The organism is Neorhizobium galegae, assembly GCF_017877135.1.
Taxonomy (GTDB): Bacteria; Pseudomonadota; Alphaproteobacteria; order Rhizobiales; family Rhizobiaceae; genus Neorhizobium; species Neorhizobium galegae_A.
The window spans coordinates 130,186-144,501 of record NZ_JAGIPH010000010.1 but is presented as its reverse complement, the minus strand read 5'-3'; the positions used below and the strand labels follow the sequence as shown (position 1 = coordinate 144,501).

11 protein-coding genes are annotated in these 14,316 nt (G+C 62.8%); 6 read left to right on the top strand and 5 right to left on the bottom strand.

What is annotated here, in order from left to right; all coding sequences use genetic code 11:
* Window positions 1–121 precede the first annotated feature (121 nt).
* On the bottom strand, window positions 122–1,189 hold the full coding sequence (locus tag J2858_RS22060) for a LacI family DNA-binding transcriptional regulator (RefSeq protein ID WP_210107023.1): 1,068 nt from the start codon (window positions 1,187–1,189) through the stop codon (window positions 122–124).
* 559 nt (window positions 1,190–1,748) lie between these two features.
* On the opposite strand from J2858_RS22060, the gene J2858_RS22055 reads away from it, so the two are divergent.
* The 5 genes from J2858_RS22055 to J2858_RS22035 all read left to right on the top strand — a co-directional run bounded on the left by J2858_RS22055 (window position 1,749) and on the right by J2858_RS22035 (window position 7,156).
* A complete protein-coding gene (locus J2858_RS22055; RefSeq protein ID WP_210107022.1) occupies window positions 1,749–3,347 on the top strand; it encodes an ABC transporter substrate-binding protein in 1,599 nt (532 codons plus the stop codon).
* Window positions 3,348–3,516: 169 nt separating this feature from the next.
* Window positions 3,517–4,521: an ABC transporter permease subunit gene (locus J2858_RS22050; protein WP_210107021.1), complete on the top strand. Its 1,005-nt coding sequence runs from the start codon at window positions 3,517–3,519 to the stop codon at window positions 4,519–4,521.
* A gap of 15 nt (window positions 4,522–4,536) precedes the next feature.
* Window positions 4,537–5,445, top strand: a complete 909-nt coding sequence (locus tag J2858_RS22045; RefSeq protein WP_210107020.1) for an ABC transporter permease subunit — start codon at window positions 4,537–4,539, stop codon at window positions 5,443–5,445.
* Between the two features lie 2 nt (window positions 5,446–5,447).
* Window positions 5,448–6,311, top strand: a complete 864-nt coding sequence (locus J2858_RS22040; protein ID WP_210107019.1) for an ABC transporter ATP-binding protein — start codon at window positions 5,448–5,450, stop codon at window positions 6,309–6,311.
* Entirely contained in the window at window positions 6,308–7,156 is an 849-nt protein-coding gene (locus J2858_RS22035; protein ID WP_245366993.1) for a dipeptide ABC transporter ATP-binding protein, read from the top strand. Before J2858_RS22040 ends, J2858_RS22035 begins: the two co-directional genes overlap by 4 nt.
* Before the next feature lie 57 nt (window positions 7,157–7,213).
* On the opposite strand, the gene J2858_RS22030 is transcribed toward J2858_RS22035, so the two are convergent.
* Window positions 7,214–7,789, bottom strand: coding sequence for a DUF1349 domain-containing protein (locus tag J2858_RS22030; protein WP_210107069.1), 576 nt, complete (start codon window positions 7,787–7,789; stop codon window positions 7,214–7,216).
* 145 nt (window positions 7,790–7,934) lie between these two features.
* On the opposite strand from J2858_RS22030, the gene recQ reads away from it, so the two are divergent.
* Entirely contained in the window at window positions 7,935–9,794 is a 1,860-nt protein-coding gene (gene recQ, locus J2858_RS22025) for a DNA helicase RecQ (protein WP_210107018.1), read from the top strand.
* A 36-nt stretch (window positions 9,795–9,830) separates the two neighbouring features.
* Here recQ and J2858_RS22020 read toward each other — a convergent pair whose 3' ends face one another.
* Genes J2858_RS22020 through J2858_RS22010 form a run of 3 tightly spaced genes read right to left on the bottom strand, consistent with a single transcriptional unit; the run spans window position 9,831 to window position 14,303 of the window.
* Window positions 9,831–10,820: a tyrosine-type recombinase/integrase gene (locus J2858_RS22020; RefSeq protein WP_245366990.1), complete on the bottom strand. Its 990-nt coding sequence runs from the start codon at window positions 10,818–10,820 to the stop codon at window positions 9,831–9,833.
* A 55-nt stretch (window positions 10,821–10,875) separates the two neighbouring features.
* Complete coding sequence (locus J2858_RS22015; protein ID WP_210107017.1) at window positions 10,876–11,562, bottom strand: response regulator; 687 nt, start codon at window positions 11,560–11,562, stop codon at window positions 10,876–10,878.
* Window positions 11,559–14,303: a sensor histidine kinase gene (locus J2858_RS22010; protein WP_210107016.1), complete on the bottom strand. Its 2,745-nt coding sequence runs from the start codon at window positions 14,301–14,303 to the stop codon at window positions 11,559–11,561. Before J2858_RS22010 ends, J2858_RS22015 begins: the two co-directional genes overlap by 4 nt.
* Between the last annotated feature and the right edge of the window lie 13 nt (window positions 14,304–14,316).

The following is a 14,316-nucleotide window of genomic DNA, read 5'->3' as shown; positions in this document are numbered from 1 at the left end:
CGATGGCAAGAAAAGTTTTACTAAATATTTTTTGCAAGTGCGAAGGCACAGGTGAGCAGGCACCGCGGCCCGCTGGCGCGGCCTGTCGGTAAGAGGTCGTTATGCTCGGGAAACCAATGCGTTAGATGATGGGCTTGCGGCAGCTTTCGCGCCAGATCATTTCCGTCGGCAGTATCACGTGCTTGGCGTATTCGCGGCCCTGGATGCGCTCCACCAGAAGGTCCACGGCCGTTTCGCCGATGGCTTCGCTGAGGATGCGCATGGTCGACAGCGGCGGGTTGAGGAATTGCGCGACGGGGATGTCATTGTAGGAGACCACGGCAATATCGTTGGGAATGGACAGTCCCGCCTCCTGGATGGCCCTGTAGGCGCCGATCGCCAGATTGTCATTGGCCATGACGAGGGCATCCGGCCGGGTCGTCCGCGCCAGGATGACCTTTGCCTGTTCGTAGCCCACTTCCAGGCGCAGGTTCTGGCCATGGCGGTGGTCGTCCGGGGAACTCAGCGCCATCAGGTCTGCATCAAAGCCGCCGCGCTCGCGCTGCCACTCGATATAGGCCCGGCAACGCCGTTCGCCGAACATGCCACCATCGGCGCTGACCGGATCATGGGCGCCGATAAACGCGATGCGCTGGTAACCGGCACTTGCCAGCCCGTCGAGGATCTTGCGGGTTGCAAGGCCGAGATCGCTGCACACATAGTCGAGATCTTCCCGGCGCGGCACGAAATCGGCAAAGACGAGATGGCGGGCATGCTCGAAAAGCCAGGCGATTTCCTGGCGGGAATGCTTGCCGACAACGATGGCACCGGAAACGCTCTGCAGCAGCGCCCCTGCCGTGACGGCCTCGGAGTGAAAGACCTTGACCGCCTCGATGCGGTATTCCCGGCAGCGGTTTTCGATGCCCAGGCGCACACCGATATAATAGGGGTCGATCAGTTCCTCTGAGGGCTCGAGGAAATGCACGATGGCCAGGCGCGGAATGGCCAGAACCCGGTTCGGCAGTTGCAGCGGTCCCGCCTGGGCGCGGTTGCGGTTGCGCGGTGTCGCATAATTGAGCGCCTCCGCCGTTTCGATCACCGCCTGGCGCTTGGCCGGCGAGATCGACAGCGTCGGATCATAGTTCAGGACACGCGACACGGTGGCGGGAGACACGGCGGCGGCCTTGGCGATTTCCTTGATGGTGACCATGCATTTTCCGGACCGGCAGTCGCCGATCCGCTTCCAGGCAGCGTTTAGTAAATTTTTCCGGTTCGGTCATAGCCCATAAAGGCCCGGGATCGGAAGGGCTGCCGAGGACAATTTCAGCATCTGCAGAAGCATCACCTTCGAGGCACGCCATTACCGGAGGGCCTGTGGGTTTCTCAAATGGTCGTGGAGCGCGAACAGGCATTGCCTGTTCAACCCGAACCGCCAAAAATTACGCTGCACTGCGGCAATCGGCGCAACTTTATTTCATGATACCCCGACATCTTTTTCCAGTTTGGAAAGTCGGGAAAAAATATTACTGTTTCCCCAGTCCTCGCGGGGGCGGCAGGCTTTACAAGGGTGTCCTAACGGATATGAGGAATGCCGTGTTTCCGGATAAGCTGCGGGCAAATGCCCACATCTTGGCCGCAGACACGGCTGAACAGGTCCTATGGTGAGCCACCGCGTGGAAAGAACAACAAGATAAACGGGCTGCGCGATTTCAAATCCAGACAACCGGCACAGGCGGCAATCCCGCTTGTCATGCCGATGGGAGACTTCAATGAACTTTAAATTTGGTTTTGCTGCGGCACTGATCGCAGCCTCGTTCCTCTCGACCACCGCCGCCAGCGCAAAGACCTTCGTCTATTGCTCGGAAGGTTCGCCGGAAGGTTTCGATCCGGGCCTCTACACGGCCGGCACGACCTTCGATGCCTCGGCGCATCCGGTCTACAACCGCCTGCTCGAGTTCAAGCCGGGCACGACGCAGCCGGAAGCAGCGCTTGCCGAAAGCTGGGACATTTCCAAGGACGGCACGGTCTACACCTTCAAGCTGCGTCCGAACGTCAAGTTCCAGACCACCGATTTCTTCACGCCGACCCGCACGCTGACCGCCGATGACGTGATCTTCTCCATCGGTCGCCAGATCGACGAGAAGAGCGCCTGGAACAAGTACATTTCCGGCGGCACCTGGGAATACGCCGATGGCATGGGCTTCCCCAAGCTCATCAAGTCCATCGAGAAGGTCGATGACCTGACGGTCAAGATCACGCTTAACCGTCCGGAAGCGCCGTTCCTCGCCAACCTTGCCATGCCGTTCGCATCGATCCTGTCCAAGGAATATGCCGACAGCCTGGAAAAGGCCGGCAAGAAGGAACAGCTGAACCAGAACCCGGTCGGCACTGGCCCGTTCTCCTTCGTCGCCTATCAGCAGGATGCCGTCATCCGCTTCAAGAAGAACGCCGATTACTGGGGCACCGCCCCGAAGATCGATGATCTGGTGTTTGCCATCACCACCGACGCTGCCGTGCGTTACCAGAAGCTGAAGGCCGGCGAATGCCACCTGATGCCGTATCCGAACGCAGCCGACGTCAAGTCGATGAAGGCCGATCCGAACCTGAAGGTTCTGGAGCAGGAAGGCCTGAACATCGCCTACCTCGCCTACAACACCACCCAGGCACCGTTCGACAAGCCGGAAGTGCGCATCGCGCTCAACAAGGCCATCAACAAGAAGGCCATCGTTGACTCGGTCTTCCAGGGCATGGCTGCACCGGCAACCAACCCGATCCCGCCGACCATGTGGTCCTACAGCAAGGAAACCAAGGACGACACCTACGATCTCGACGCGGCCAAGAAGATGCTGGCCGATGCCGGCGTCAAGGATCTGTCGATGAAGATCTGGGCCATGCCGGTTTCGCGTCCCTACATGCTGAACGCCCGCCGTGCGGCCGAAATCATGCAGGACGACTTTGCCAAGATCGGCGTCAAGGTCGAGATCGTCTCCTACGAATGGGCAGAATACCTGCAGCGTTCCAAGGACAAGAACCGTGACGGTGCCGCCATCCTCGGCTGGACCGGCGACAACGGTGACCCGGACAACTTCCTCGACACCCTGCTGGGTTGCGATGCCGTGGGCGGCAACAACCGCGCACAGTGGTGCAACAAGGAGTTCGACGAACTGGTGAAGAAGGCCAAGGTCACCTCTGACCAGGCTGAGCGCACCAAGCTTTACGAACAGGCGCAGCTCGTCTTCAAGAAGCAGGCTCCCTGGGCAACCATCGACCACTCGCTCGCCGTCGTTCCGATGGCAAAGGGTGTAACCGGCTTTACCCAGAGCCCGCTCGGCGACTTCACCTTCGAAGCGGTCGACATCGCTGAATAATTCGCTGGTCTAGCGAAGATCCGGCCGCGGAATGGCGACATTCCGCGGCCTTTGCTCAAAGATCGGCGCTTCGGGAAAGGTGTCCGATCGGGGAATGGCATATGCGGCAGGCCATGGCCGTCGCGCGCTCATACCTTGCTTTTCAAGAATAAAAAAACAGGTCTCCACCATGTTTGGCTTTCTTCTGCGGCGTATCGCCGTCCTGATCCCGACCTTCATCGGGGTTTCCATCATCGCCTTTGCCTTCATCCGCCTGCTTCCGGGCGATCCGGTGGCACTTTTGTCGGGCGAACGGGTGATGTCTCCGGAGCGGCACGCGCAGATCAGCGCCCAGCTCGGGCTCGATCGTCCCATGGTGATCCAGTATCTCGATTACCTGCGCGGCGTGGTGACCGGTGATTTCGGCACCTCGATCGTCTCAAAGTCTCCCATTCTCAAGCAGTTCCTGGCGCTGTTTCCGGCGACGGTCGAGCTGTCCTTCTGCGCCATCCTGATTGCTGTCGCCCTTGGCATTCCTGCCGGCATCATCGCCGCCATCAAGCGGGGTTCGGCGCTCGACCAGTCGATGATGGGCGTCGCGCTCGTCGGCTATTCCATGCCGATCTTCTGGTGGGGCCTTTTGCTGATCATCCTGTTTTCCGGCATCCTGCAATGGACGCCGGTCTCGGGCCGCATTTCGCTGATGTATTTCTTCAAGCCGGTCACCGGCTTCATGCTGATCGATTCGCTGCTGTCGGGCCAGAAGGGGGCGTTTTCGTCCGCCGTCAGCCATCTCATCCTGCCTTCCGTCGTGCTCGCCACGATCCCGCTTGCCGTCATTGCGCGCCAGACGCGCTCGGCCATGCTGGAAGTGCTGTCGGAAGATTATATCCGCACGGCGCGCGCCAAGGGCCTGTCGCCGTTCCGGGTGGTCAGCCTGCATGCGCTGCGCAACGCCATGATCCCCGTCATCACCACGATCGGCCTGCAGATCGGCGTGATGCTGGCGGGCGCCATTCTCACCGAAACCATCTTCTCCTGGCCGGGGATCGGCAAGTGGATGGTCGATAGCGTGTTCCGCCGCGATTACCCGGTGATCCAGGGCGGTCTTCTTCTGATCGCCGGCATCATCATGGTCGTCAACCTGATCGTCGATCTGCTCTACGGTCTCGTCAACCCGCGCATCCGCCACTAAGAAGGAGAAAATCCCATGGCAGACACAGCAAAGACCCAGCCGGTCACCAGCGCGGCTCTGCGCCGCCAGATGCTGGCCGAATTCTGGTTCTATTTTTCCGAAAACCGGGGCGCCGTGATCGGCCTCTTCGTCTTCATCGCCCTTGTCATCATCGCCGTCCTTGCGCCGGTCATTGCGCCGCATTCGCCGTTCCAGCAGTACCGCGAATTCGTGCTTCTGCCGCCGGCCTGGCTTGCCGGCGGCAATACGAGCTATCTGTTGGGCACCGATCCGGTCGGTCGCGACATTCTCTCGCGCCTTATCTACGGCGCCCAGTATTCGCTGTTCATCGGCCTTTTCGTCACCACGCTGTCGCTGACCGGCGGCATCCTGGTCGGCCTGATCGCCGGCTATTATCGTGGCTGGATCGATACCGTCATCATGCGCCTGATGGATATCATCCTTGCCTTCCCGTCGCTGCTTCTGGCGCTGGTTCTGGTCGCCATCCTTGGGCCGAGCCTCACCAATGGCATGATTGCAATTGCGCTGACGCTGCAGCCGCATTTCGTGCGCCTGACGCGTGCTGCGGTGATGGCCGAAAAGTCGCGCGACTACGTGACGGCCGCACGCCTTGCCGGCGCAAACCCGTTGCGTCTGATGTTCCGCACCATCCTGCCGAACTGCACCGCCCCGCTCATCGTGCAGGCGACGCTCTCCTTCTCGAACGCCATCCTGGATGCCGCAGCACTCGGCTTTCTCGGCATGGGCGCGCAGCCGCCGGCTCCCGAATGGGGCACGATGCTGGCCGAAGCCCGCGAATTCATCCTGCGCGCCTGGTGGGTGGTGACCTTCCCCGGTCTTGCCATTCTCATCACCGTGCTTGCGATCAACCTGATGGGTGACGGGCTGCGCGATGCGCTCGATCCCAAGATGAAGAGGTCCTGATCATGGCGCTTCTTGAAATCGAAAACCTGACCGTCGAGTTTGAAACGGCAACCGGCTGGTTCAAGGCGGTCGATGGCGTGTCGCTGTCGGTCGAGGCTGGCGAAGTGCTGGCCATCGTTGGGGAAAGCGGCTCGGGTAAATCTGTCTCGATGCTGGCCGTGATGGGGCTTCTGCCGTGGACGGCAAAGATCACCTCCGACAAGATGCTGTTTCAGGGACGCGACATCCGCAACATCCCTGACACCGAGCGGCGCAAGCTGATCGGCAAGGACATGGCGATGATCTTTCAGGAGCCGGTCGCAAGCCTCAATCCGTGCTTCACCGTCGGCTTCCAGATCGAGGAAGTGCTGCGCATCCACATGGGGCTCGGCGCCAAGGAACGCCGCGCCCGCGCGGTGGAACTGTTCACGCTGGTCGGCCTGCCCAACCCGGCCGAGCGCCTCAACCATTTCCCGCACCAGATGTCCGGTGGCCAGTGCCAGCGCGTGATGATCGCCATGGCGATTGCCTGCAATCCGAAGCTGCTGATTGCCGACGAGCCGACGACGGCGCTCGATGTCACGATCCAGAAGCAGATCCTCGATCTCCTGATGACGCTGCAGGCCGAGCATGGCATGGGCCTCATCATGATCACCCATGACATGGGTGTAGTCGCCGAAACCGCCGACCGGGTGATCGTGCAGTACAAGGGCCGCAAGATGGAGGAGGCAGATGTGCTCTCGCTCTTCGAAGCGCCGAAAAATGCCTATACCCGCGCGCTTCTCTCGGCCCTGCCGGAAAATGCCACCGGCAAGCGCCTGAGCACGGTGTCGGATTTCATGGCGACCGCCGATCTTGCCGGCACAGCAGCAGGAGATGCACGATGACCGCCACCACCAATTCCGTGCCGATGCTGGAAATCCGCAATATCCGTCAGGATTACCATGTGCCGCAGGGCCTGTTCAAACCGGAGAAGATCGTCCATGCGGTGAAGGGCGTTTCCTTCAAGCTGGACACCGGCAAGACGCTCGCCATCGTCGGCGAAAGCGGCTGCGGCAAGTCGACGCTTGCCCGCATCCTCACCTTTATCGACGAACCGACGGCTGGGGAATTGCTCATCGAGGGCAAGACCGTCGATACCCGCCCCGGCCACCTGACGGCCGAGATGCGCCGCAAGGTGCAGATCGTCTTCCAGAACCCCTATGGCTCACTCAACCCGCGCCAGAAGATCGGTGACGTCTTGGGCGAACCGCTCGCCATCAACACAAAGATGTCGGCGGCGGAACGGCGCGAGCGCGCGACCGAGATGCTGGTGAAGGTGGGCCTCGCACCAGAGCACTACAACCGCTACCCGCACATGTTCTCCGGTGGCCAGCGCCAGCGCATCGCCATTGCCCGCGCGCTGATGATGAACCCGAAGCTTCTCGTGCTGGACGAGCCCGTCTCGGCGCTCGATCTTTCCGTGCAGGCGCAGGTGCTGAACCTGCTTGCCGACCTGCAGGAAGAATTCGGCCTGACCTATGTCTTCATCAGCCACGACCTTTCCGTTGTGCGCTATATCGCCGACGAGGTGATGGTGATGTATTACGGCGAAGCGGTGGAATACGGCACGCGCGACGAGGTGTTCAGCAATCCGAGCCACCCCTATACGCGCACGCTGTTTGCCGCGACCCCGCGCGCCGACGTAGAATCCATCCGCGCTCGCGTCGAAAAGAAGCGCGCCGCCCGCTGATCCTATCGCAACGTCACCCGGCAATCAGTAGAGGATGCCGGGTGAACTCTTCTGGCATCACGACAGGTCGTGCAGATCCTTTCCGAGCGGATCGGTGACGAAAAAATCGGAAAAATGGACGGCAAGCCCGGCCCGTTCCGGCGTGCAGCACATCGGGCCGACGCTGTAAAACTCGGCCTCCGGAAACGGGCAGAGGCGCACCAGCGGCCAGTGCGTGCCATCAGCCGATGCTTGAAGCCGCAGCGAACCCTTCTCCACCGTGATCCGCAGGTAAAAATCGCGGGCATCGTCCGCGTAAGGCGCGGTTGCCCAGTCGGATTGGCCAAGGGTCAGCACGCTGCCGAGGCAGGCGACATCGTCGGAAAACTCGATGCCCGCCTTCAGCCAGTGCGCGTCATCGATGCGCACCATCAGGCCCGCCTGATCGTAGAGATGGTCATAGTTGGCGCGCACGCGGATCTGCGCCGTGAAGGCGCCGGCGCGGCGATGGCCGAAAAAATGGCCGCTGTCGCGGGTAAAGCCGTAATAGGTCTTGCGCCAGAAATCGCTGCCCTTGTCGGTCACGACATGCAGGTCATTGCCCTTGAGCGACCAATTTTTCGGCGCGTTCAGCCACTCGCATGGTTCGAACATTGTCATCCTGCTTCCTCCATAGGGCCAAGGATTTAGGCCCCTCCGGGCGGTTTTCCAAGCCGCGGGCCATCCCTATCTGACGGAAAGTACTCGCGGTTGCCGCCCCGTCGGTGCATAATGGCCGCCATTCCATGAAAGCTGTCCCATGCCGCAGACGAATTCCCGCATCGATCCCTTGTTTGACACTCACGGCACCAAGAATCCGCTTTCCGTTCTGAAAGAGATCTATGGCTACCCGGCCTTTCGCGGACGCCAGGCGGAAGTTGTCAACCGCGTGGTGTCCGGCGGCGATGCGGTTGTGCTGTTTCCGACCGGGGCCGGCAAATCGCTGTGCTTCCAGATCCCGGCGCTCTGCCGCAATGGCGTGGGTATCGTCGTCTCGCCGCTGATTGCGCTGATGCGCGATCAGGTGGAGGCGCTGAAGCATCTGGGCGTAAAGGCCGCCGCCCTCAACTCCTCGCTCACCCGCGAGGAATTTCTCGAGGTGCGCCGCGCCGTTGCCGATGGCACGCTCGATCTTCTTTATGTGACGCCGGAGCGCATCGTCACGCCCGCCTTCAAGGAGATGATGGCGGGCGCAAGAATTGCACTTTTCGCCATTGATGAGGCCCATTGCGTCTCGCAGTGGGGGCACGATTTCCGGCCCGAATATCGCGAGCTTGGCCAACTCGGCACGCTTTATCCCGGCGTTCCCCGCATCGCGCTGACGGCGACGGCTGATCCGCATACGCGCGAAGACATTATCGACCGGCTGGGGCTGCGCAAGGCCGAGGTGTTCACCACCTCGTTTGACCGGCCGAACATCGCCTATGAAATCGTCGAGCGCGACCAGCCGCGCCAACAGTTGTTGCGGTTTCTGTCGCGCCATACGGGATCGAGCGGCATCGTTTATTGCCTGTCGCGCGCCAAGGTGGAGGATACGGCCGCCTGGCTGAACGAACAGGGCGTGCGCGCGCTTGCCTATCACGCGGGCATGGATCGCAGCATTCGCGACGCCAATCAGGATGCTTTCCTGAAGGAAGAAGATCTCTGCCTCGTCGCAACCGTCGCCTTCGGCATGGGCATAGACAAGCCGAACGTGCGCTATGTCGCCCATCTCGATCTGCCGGGATCGGTGGAGGCCTATTACCAGGAGACCGGACGCGCCGGGCGTGACGGCCTGCCATCGGACGTCTGGATGGCCTATGGCATGGCCGATGTCATCCAGCGGGGACGGATGATCGATGAGGGCGGATCGAGCGACGAGATCAAGCGGGTGGAACGCGCCAAGCTGAACGCGCTTCTCGGCATCTGCGAGACACCGGGCTGCCGCCGCCAGGCGATCCTGGCGCATTTCGGCGAGGCGCATGCCGGCCAGTGCGGCAATTGCGACACCTGCCTGAAGCCTGTCGAAACCTGGGATGGCACGGAAGCCGCGATCAAGGCGCTGGCGGCGATCTATCGCACCGGCGAGCGGTTTGGCACCGGTCACCTGATCGACGTGCTCCTCGGCAACGTCAACGAAAAGACCACCCGCTTCGGGCACGCGGATATGCCGGTCTTCGGCGCCGGCAAGGATATCGCGTCAAAAACCTGGCAGTCCGTCTATCGCCAGTTGCTGGCGGCTGGCCTGATCAGCGTCGATCACGCAGCCTTTGGCGCGCTGAAGCTGGAGCCCGAGGCACGCGCCGTGTTCAAGCGCGAACGGGACGTGCGGTTTCGCAAGGACCGGCCGACCAAGGGCAAGGCGTCGCGCACTGCCTCTCCAAGCTCGAACAATGCAAGGTCTGCGCTGGAGGGCTCGGAGATGGAACTTTTCGAGGCGTTGCGCGTGGCGCGACGGACGATTGCCAAGGATCTGGCCTTGCCGCCCTATCTCATCTTCCCGGATACGACGCTGGTTGCCTTTGCCAAGGAACGCCCGACAACCGAGGACGAGCTTCTCGCCATTTCCGGTGTCGGCCAATCCAAACTGAAACGGTATGGCGAGGCATTTCTCGACGTCATCCGCACCTTCGAGGGCTGAAGGCGGCGCCGCGGTCCTTGCTGCCGGTCACGTGCGTCAATCGGCGGCCGAGCCGTCTTGCGCCGATCTCGCCTCCACCTCTGCCGAGGAGGCAAGACCGGTGCGCAGCGAGTGGCCGGAAAAGCGCGTCACCCGGTCGGTTGTGGACAGGTCCCCGCGGATGCCGGCCGACAGCGCGGTGCGCTTGACAAGGCGGGCGATCTCCCGGTCGTTCAAACGCTCCGGCCCGACCTTTGTCCCTTGACCGGTGACCCGGCGAAACAGCGGCCCGCGGCTGATGCGCGACAGTGACAGCCAGGTTTCGAGCGCAAACACCGGGCAGCTGGCATCCGATGCGCCCCGGCCGATGTCGAGCGTGCGCCAGCCCGTCCTGTCGCGCAAGTTCACCTGAACGCCCTTGTCGAGGATTTCGATCCAGCCGCAGCCATCGGCGCTCTGGCCACGGCCCGCATCGAGACCGACGATTTCGGAGCGGCGCAAGCCGGCGGCAAAGCCGATCAACAGCATGGCCCGATCGCGCAGGCCCCGCAGCGTGCCCCGGTCGAGCGTTTCGATCATCGCCAGCAAGTCGTCGCGCATCACCGCTTCCTTCTGGCGGGGCGGGCAAGCGCGCTGGCCCCGAATGCCGCCAAGAACCGTGGCAATATGCGGATCCTTGCGCTCGAACGGAACGCCCCGCTGTGCGTAGTTCCAGGACAGCGATGACAGCCGACGCTCGATGGTCGATACCGAATTGGTCCTGGATGTCGGGTCCGCTTCACCACGGGCGCAGGCCGTGAGATAGCGACCGACGACCTGCGGATCGGGCAGCATTGCATCAAGGCCGCTGCGACGGCACCAGGCGGAAAAATGCTTCCAGTCGGCGCTATAGGCGCGCCGCGTGTGGGCCGAACCGGATGCTTCGACGGAGCCGCGCTCTGGCTGGGGTGGATGCGACTGCGACGTCTCGGCCGCAGAGAGCACGTCCGCATCCTGCCTCTCGTCTTCAAGGGCCTCGGCGGCGTCAGGGGTGGTGATTCGGTTCATGCCGTATCATGCCCGCATTGCCTGCCTTTCGCACCATGGCAGTTGGTGCAGCGCTTCAGTCCACCACCAGCCGGTAGCCGACACCGGGTTCGGTGCGCACGATGGCCGGCCGCGCCGGATCGCGCTCGATCTTCTGGCGCAGCTGGCCGATGAAGACGCGCAGGTAATGCAGGTCTTCGCCATGGGCCGGGCCCCAGACGGCGGTGAGTAGCGTCTTGTGGGTCACGACCCGCCCGGCATGGCGGCCGAGCAGGGTCAGGAGATCGTATTCCTTCGGTGTGAGCCGGATCGGTTCGCCGCCGCGCGACACCAGCCGGTGCACCGTATCGATGGTGAGCCCATCCGCCACCATCACCGTTGGCGCGGCATCCGCCTTGCCGCGATGGCGCAGCGCATTGCGGATCCGGGCCGTCAGCTCGCCGATCCCGAAGGGTTTTTCAATGTAATCGTCGGCGCCGAGATCGAGCGCTGCAATCTTTTCGCTCTCGCGGTCGCGGGCCGAGAGAATGACGATCGGAAGATCCGACCAGCCGCGCAGGCTCGAAATCACATCCTTGCCATCCATGTCCGGCAGACCGAGATCGAGGATGACAAGGTCGGGTGCCGCGGTTGCAACCGCCTTCAATGCATCTGCGCCGCAGAGCGCCTCGATCACCTCATAGCCGGCCGCCGAAAGCGCCGGTTTGAGGAAGCGCTGGATCTGCGGCTCGTCGTCCACCACAAGGATACGGGCTTGCGTCATGTCGGCCGGCCTGCAGGAGGCTCCGCCAAGGGCAGCGCTGCTGTCTTGTTCGTGGAAAACCGCATGACGATGCGCGTTCCTCTCTTCTTCACCGCCGGGCTTTCGGCATGGATGCGCCCGCCCATGGCCTCGACGAAGCCGCGGGCGATGGAAAGCCCAAGCCCGGTTCCGGGCGCGCGGCCATCCGGCTTGCCGCGCCGATAGAATTTTTCAAACACCCGGTCTATATCGTCTGCCGGAATGCCTTTGCCAAGATCGGTGACGGAGATCAGCACATCCTGATCGTCGCGCCGCGCATAGACATTGATCGGCTCGTCGCCCCCATACTTGACCGCATTGTCGAGAAGGTTGAACAGCACCTGACCAAGCAGGACAGCATCGCCCTCGATGAGCGGCAGGTCGCTGGCAATGCCTGTTTCAATGATCCGACCCGGGAAATACCTGCGCGTGCGCTCCACCGCCGATTGCACCACGTCGCCCACGTCCACCCAGTCGCGCCTTGCTTTCAGCGTGCCGGCCTCGATGCGCGTCATGTCGAGGAGATTTGCCACGAACCGGCTCATCCGGCTGCCTTCCTCCTCGATGGACTGGAGAAGATCGTCGCGGCTTTCCGGGCTCATGCGGTCGCCGAGCTGGCGAAGACTGGTGACGGAGCCGGTGATGGTGGCAAGCGGCGTGCGCAGATCATGCGAAATGGACGACAGAAGCGCGTCGCGGTAGCGCTCGCCCTCCAGCCGCGCCGCCTGGGCAACGCTTGCCTCCGACAGGCGCGCGCGGTCGATGGCAAGCGCCGTCTGGTCGAGGATGGCCGCGAGCGCCCGCTCCGCATTGACATCCATCCGCTCGGCCGTCTGCTCCACGCCGCAGACGCCGACCACCCCGTGGGGGCTTAAGAGCGGGCGAAACTCAAAACGGCTGCTGGGCAGCGTGCCGGTGCCGTGGCCTGCCTTTTCCTGCTTGTCCTCTGCCCACCGTGCCGCCGTCATGTCGGTGACGTCAAGCTCGGTATCCGGCGGCCAGGCGGCGGCAATCTTCAGGTCGGGGCCGTCGGGGATCAGCAGCACGACATTGCGGCGCAGGCTTGCCTGCAACTGCGACACGGCTGCCCAGATCGCATCCTCGGCTTTTTCCGTGCCGGCAAGCTTGCGGGAGAAATCATAGAGCGATTGCAGGGCGGTCGCGCGCACGCGCGCCGTCGCGGCCTGTTCCTGGATGCGCGAGGCAAAACCGCCGGCAATCACCGCCACGGCAAAGAAGACGATGAGCGCAAACACCTCGTGCGGGGCAGCGATGGTGAAGGTGTAGAAAGGCGCGATAAAGAAAAAATTGTAGCAGAGGGCAGACAGGATCACGGCGATCAGCGCTGCTGCATAACCGGCCGTGACCGCCGCACCAAGAACGGCCAACAGAAACAGCAGCGAGATGTTGGGCAGGTGCATGATCCGGTCGATGGCAACGCCGGTTCCGGTTGCAAGCGCCACCAGCGGCACGGCAACGAGGGCGGCGCGGATGAGGCCGGCGCGCGAAAGCAGGGGCAGGCGCCGCAAGCCTCTTTGCGTGCGAACCTCCTCCCGATCGCCGGTGACGAGATGGATGCCGAGACCTGAGGCGCGGCTTGCCAAGGCGTCCGGCAGCGATGGTGACCCGAAGGGTCTTGCGCCCTTGCTCCAGCTGCTGCCCCAGCCTCTGGCGCGCGGCGCACCGATGACAATCTGGGTTGCATGTTCGCGCCGTGCAAGCTTCAGGATTTCTTCCACGAAATCCGTGCCGATGACCCGGCGGGTCTCGGCCCCCAGCTGTTCGGCAAGGCGAAAGATCCGCTCGATCTGCTCAATGCCGGCGCGGCCTTCGGCTTCCTGGTCGGCGCGTTCGATGGAAACGACGATCCACGGCGCGTTGAGCCCTGACGCGAGCCGGCTTGCGACGCGCACGACTTTTTCCGACAGCGTATCGGCGCCGACGCAGACGATCATGCGCTCGCCCGATGCCCAGGGGCCTTCGATGGCGTTCTGCTTCAAATAATCGACCATCTGGTCATCGACGCGGTCGGCGGTGCGGCGAAGCGCCAGTTCGCGCAGGGCCGTCAGGTTGCCGAGCCGGAAGAAGCGATCCGCCGCCCGCCCGGCATTTTCCGGCAGGTAGACCTTGCCCTCCTTCAGCCGCTCGATCAGTTCGCTCGGCGGAAGGTCAACCAGCAGAACCTCATCGGCCCGCTTCAGCACCACGTCCGGCACCCGCTCGCGCACGACGACGCCGGTGATGTCGGCCACGAGATCGCCAAGGCTTTCCAGATGCTGGATGTTGAGCGCCGTCCACACATGGATGCCGGCGCCGAGCAGTTCCTCGATGTCCTGATAGCGCTTCGGGTGGCGGCAGGCTTCCGGATTGCTGTGGGCGAGTTCGTCAACGATGACGATATGCGGGCGGCGGGCAAGCGCCGCATCGAGATCGAATTCTTCCAGCATGCGGCCGCGATGGGGCACCCGCATGCGCGGCAGGACGTCTAGCCCTTCGAGGAGGGCGGCCGTTTCGCTGCGGCCGTGGGTTTCCACAAGGCCGATCACCAGATCGACGCCATCCGCCTTCAGCCGGCGCGCCCGCGCCAGCATGGCATAGGTCTTTCCGACGCCGGGGGCGGCGCCGAGAAAGACCGTCAGCTTGCCGCGGCCATCCTTGCCGGCAAGCGCCAGCAGGGCATCCGGATCAGGCCGGCGATGCGTCGTGCGGTCGTCTTGCGCCATGCTTGGCTTGCCT

What these genes read in the sequence shown, in the direction of transcription:
- J2858_RS22060 (WP_210107023.1), bottom strand. Translation starts at nt 1,189, where the DNA reads ATGGTCACCATCAAGGAAATCGCCAAGGCCGCCGCCGTGTCTCCCGCC.
- J2858_RS22055 (WP_210107022.1), top strand. Translation starts at nt 1,749, where the DNA reads ATGAACTTTAAATTTGGTTTTGCTGCGGCACTGATCGCAGCCTCGTTC.
- J2858_RS22050 (WP_210107021.1), top strand. Translation starts at nt 3,517, where the DNA reads ATGTTTGGCTTTCTTCTGCGGCGTATCGCCGTCCTGATCCCGACCTTC.
- J2858_RS22045 (WP_210107020.1), top strand. Translation starts at nt 4,537, where the DNA reads ATGGCAGACACAGCAAAGACCCAGCCGGTCACCAGCGCGGCTCTGCGC.
- J2858_RS22040 (WP_210107019.1), top strand. Translation starts at nt 5,448, where the DNA reads ATGGCGCTTCTTGAAATCGAAAACCTGACCGTCGAGTTTGAAACGGCA.
- J2858_RS22035 (WP_245366993.1), top strand. Translation starts at nt 6,308, where the DNA reads ATGACCGCCACCACCAATTCCGTGCCGATGCTGGAAATCCGCAATATC.
- J2858_RS22030 (WP_210107069.1), bottom strand. Translation starts at nt 7,789, where the DNA reads ATGTTCGAACCATGCGAGTGGCTGAACGCGCCGAAAAATTGGTCGCTC.
- recQ (WP_210107018.1), top strand. Translation starts at nt 7,935, where the DNA reads ATGCCGCAGACGAATTCCCGCATCGATCCCTTGTTTGACACTCACGGC.
- J2858_RS22020 (WP_245366990.1), bottom strand. Translation starts at nt 10,820, where the DNA reads ATGAACCGAATCACCACCCCTGACGCCGCCGAGGCCCTTGAAGACGAG.
- J2858_RS22015 (WP_210107017.1), bottom strand. Translation starts at nt 11,562, where the DNA reads ATGACGCAAGCCCGTATCCTTGTGGTGGACGACGAGCCGCAGATCCAG.
- J2858_RS22010 (WP_210107016.1), bottom strand. Translation starts at nt 14,303, where the DNA reads ATGGCGCAAGACGACCGCACGACGCATCGCCGGCCTGATCCGGATGCC.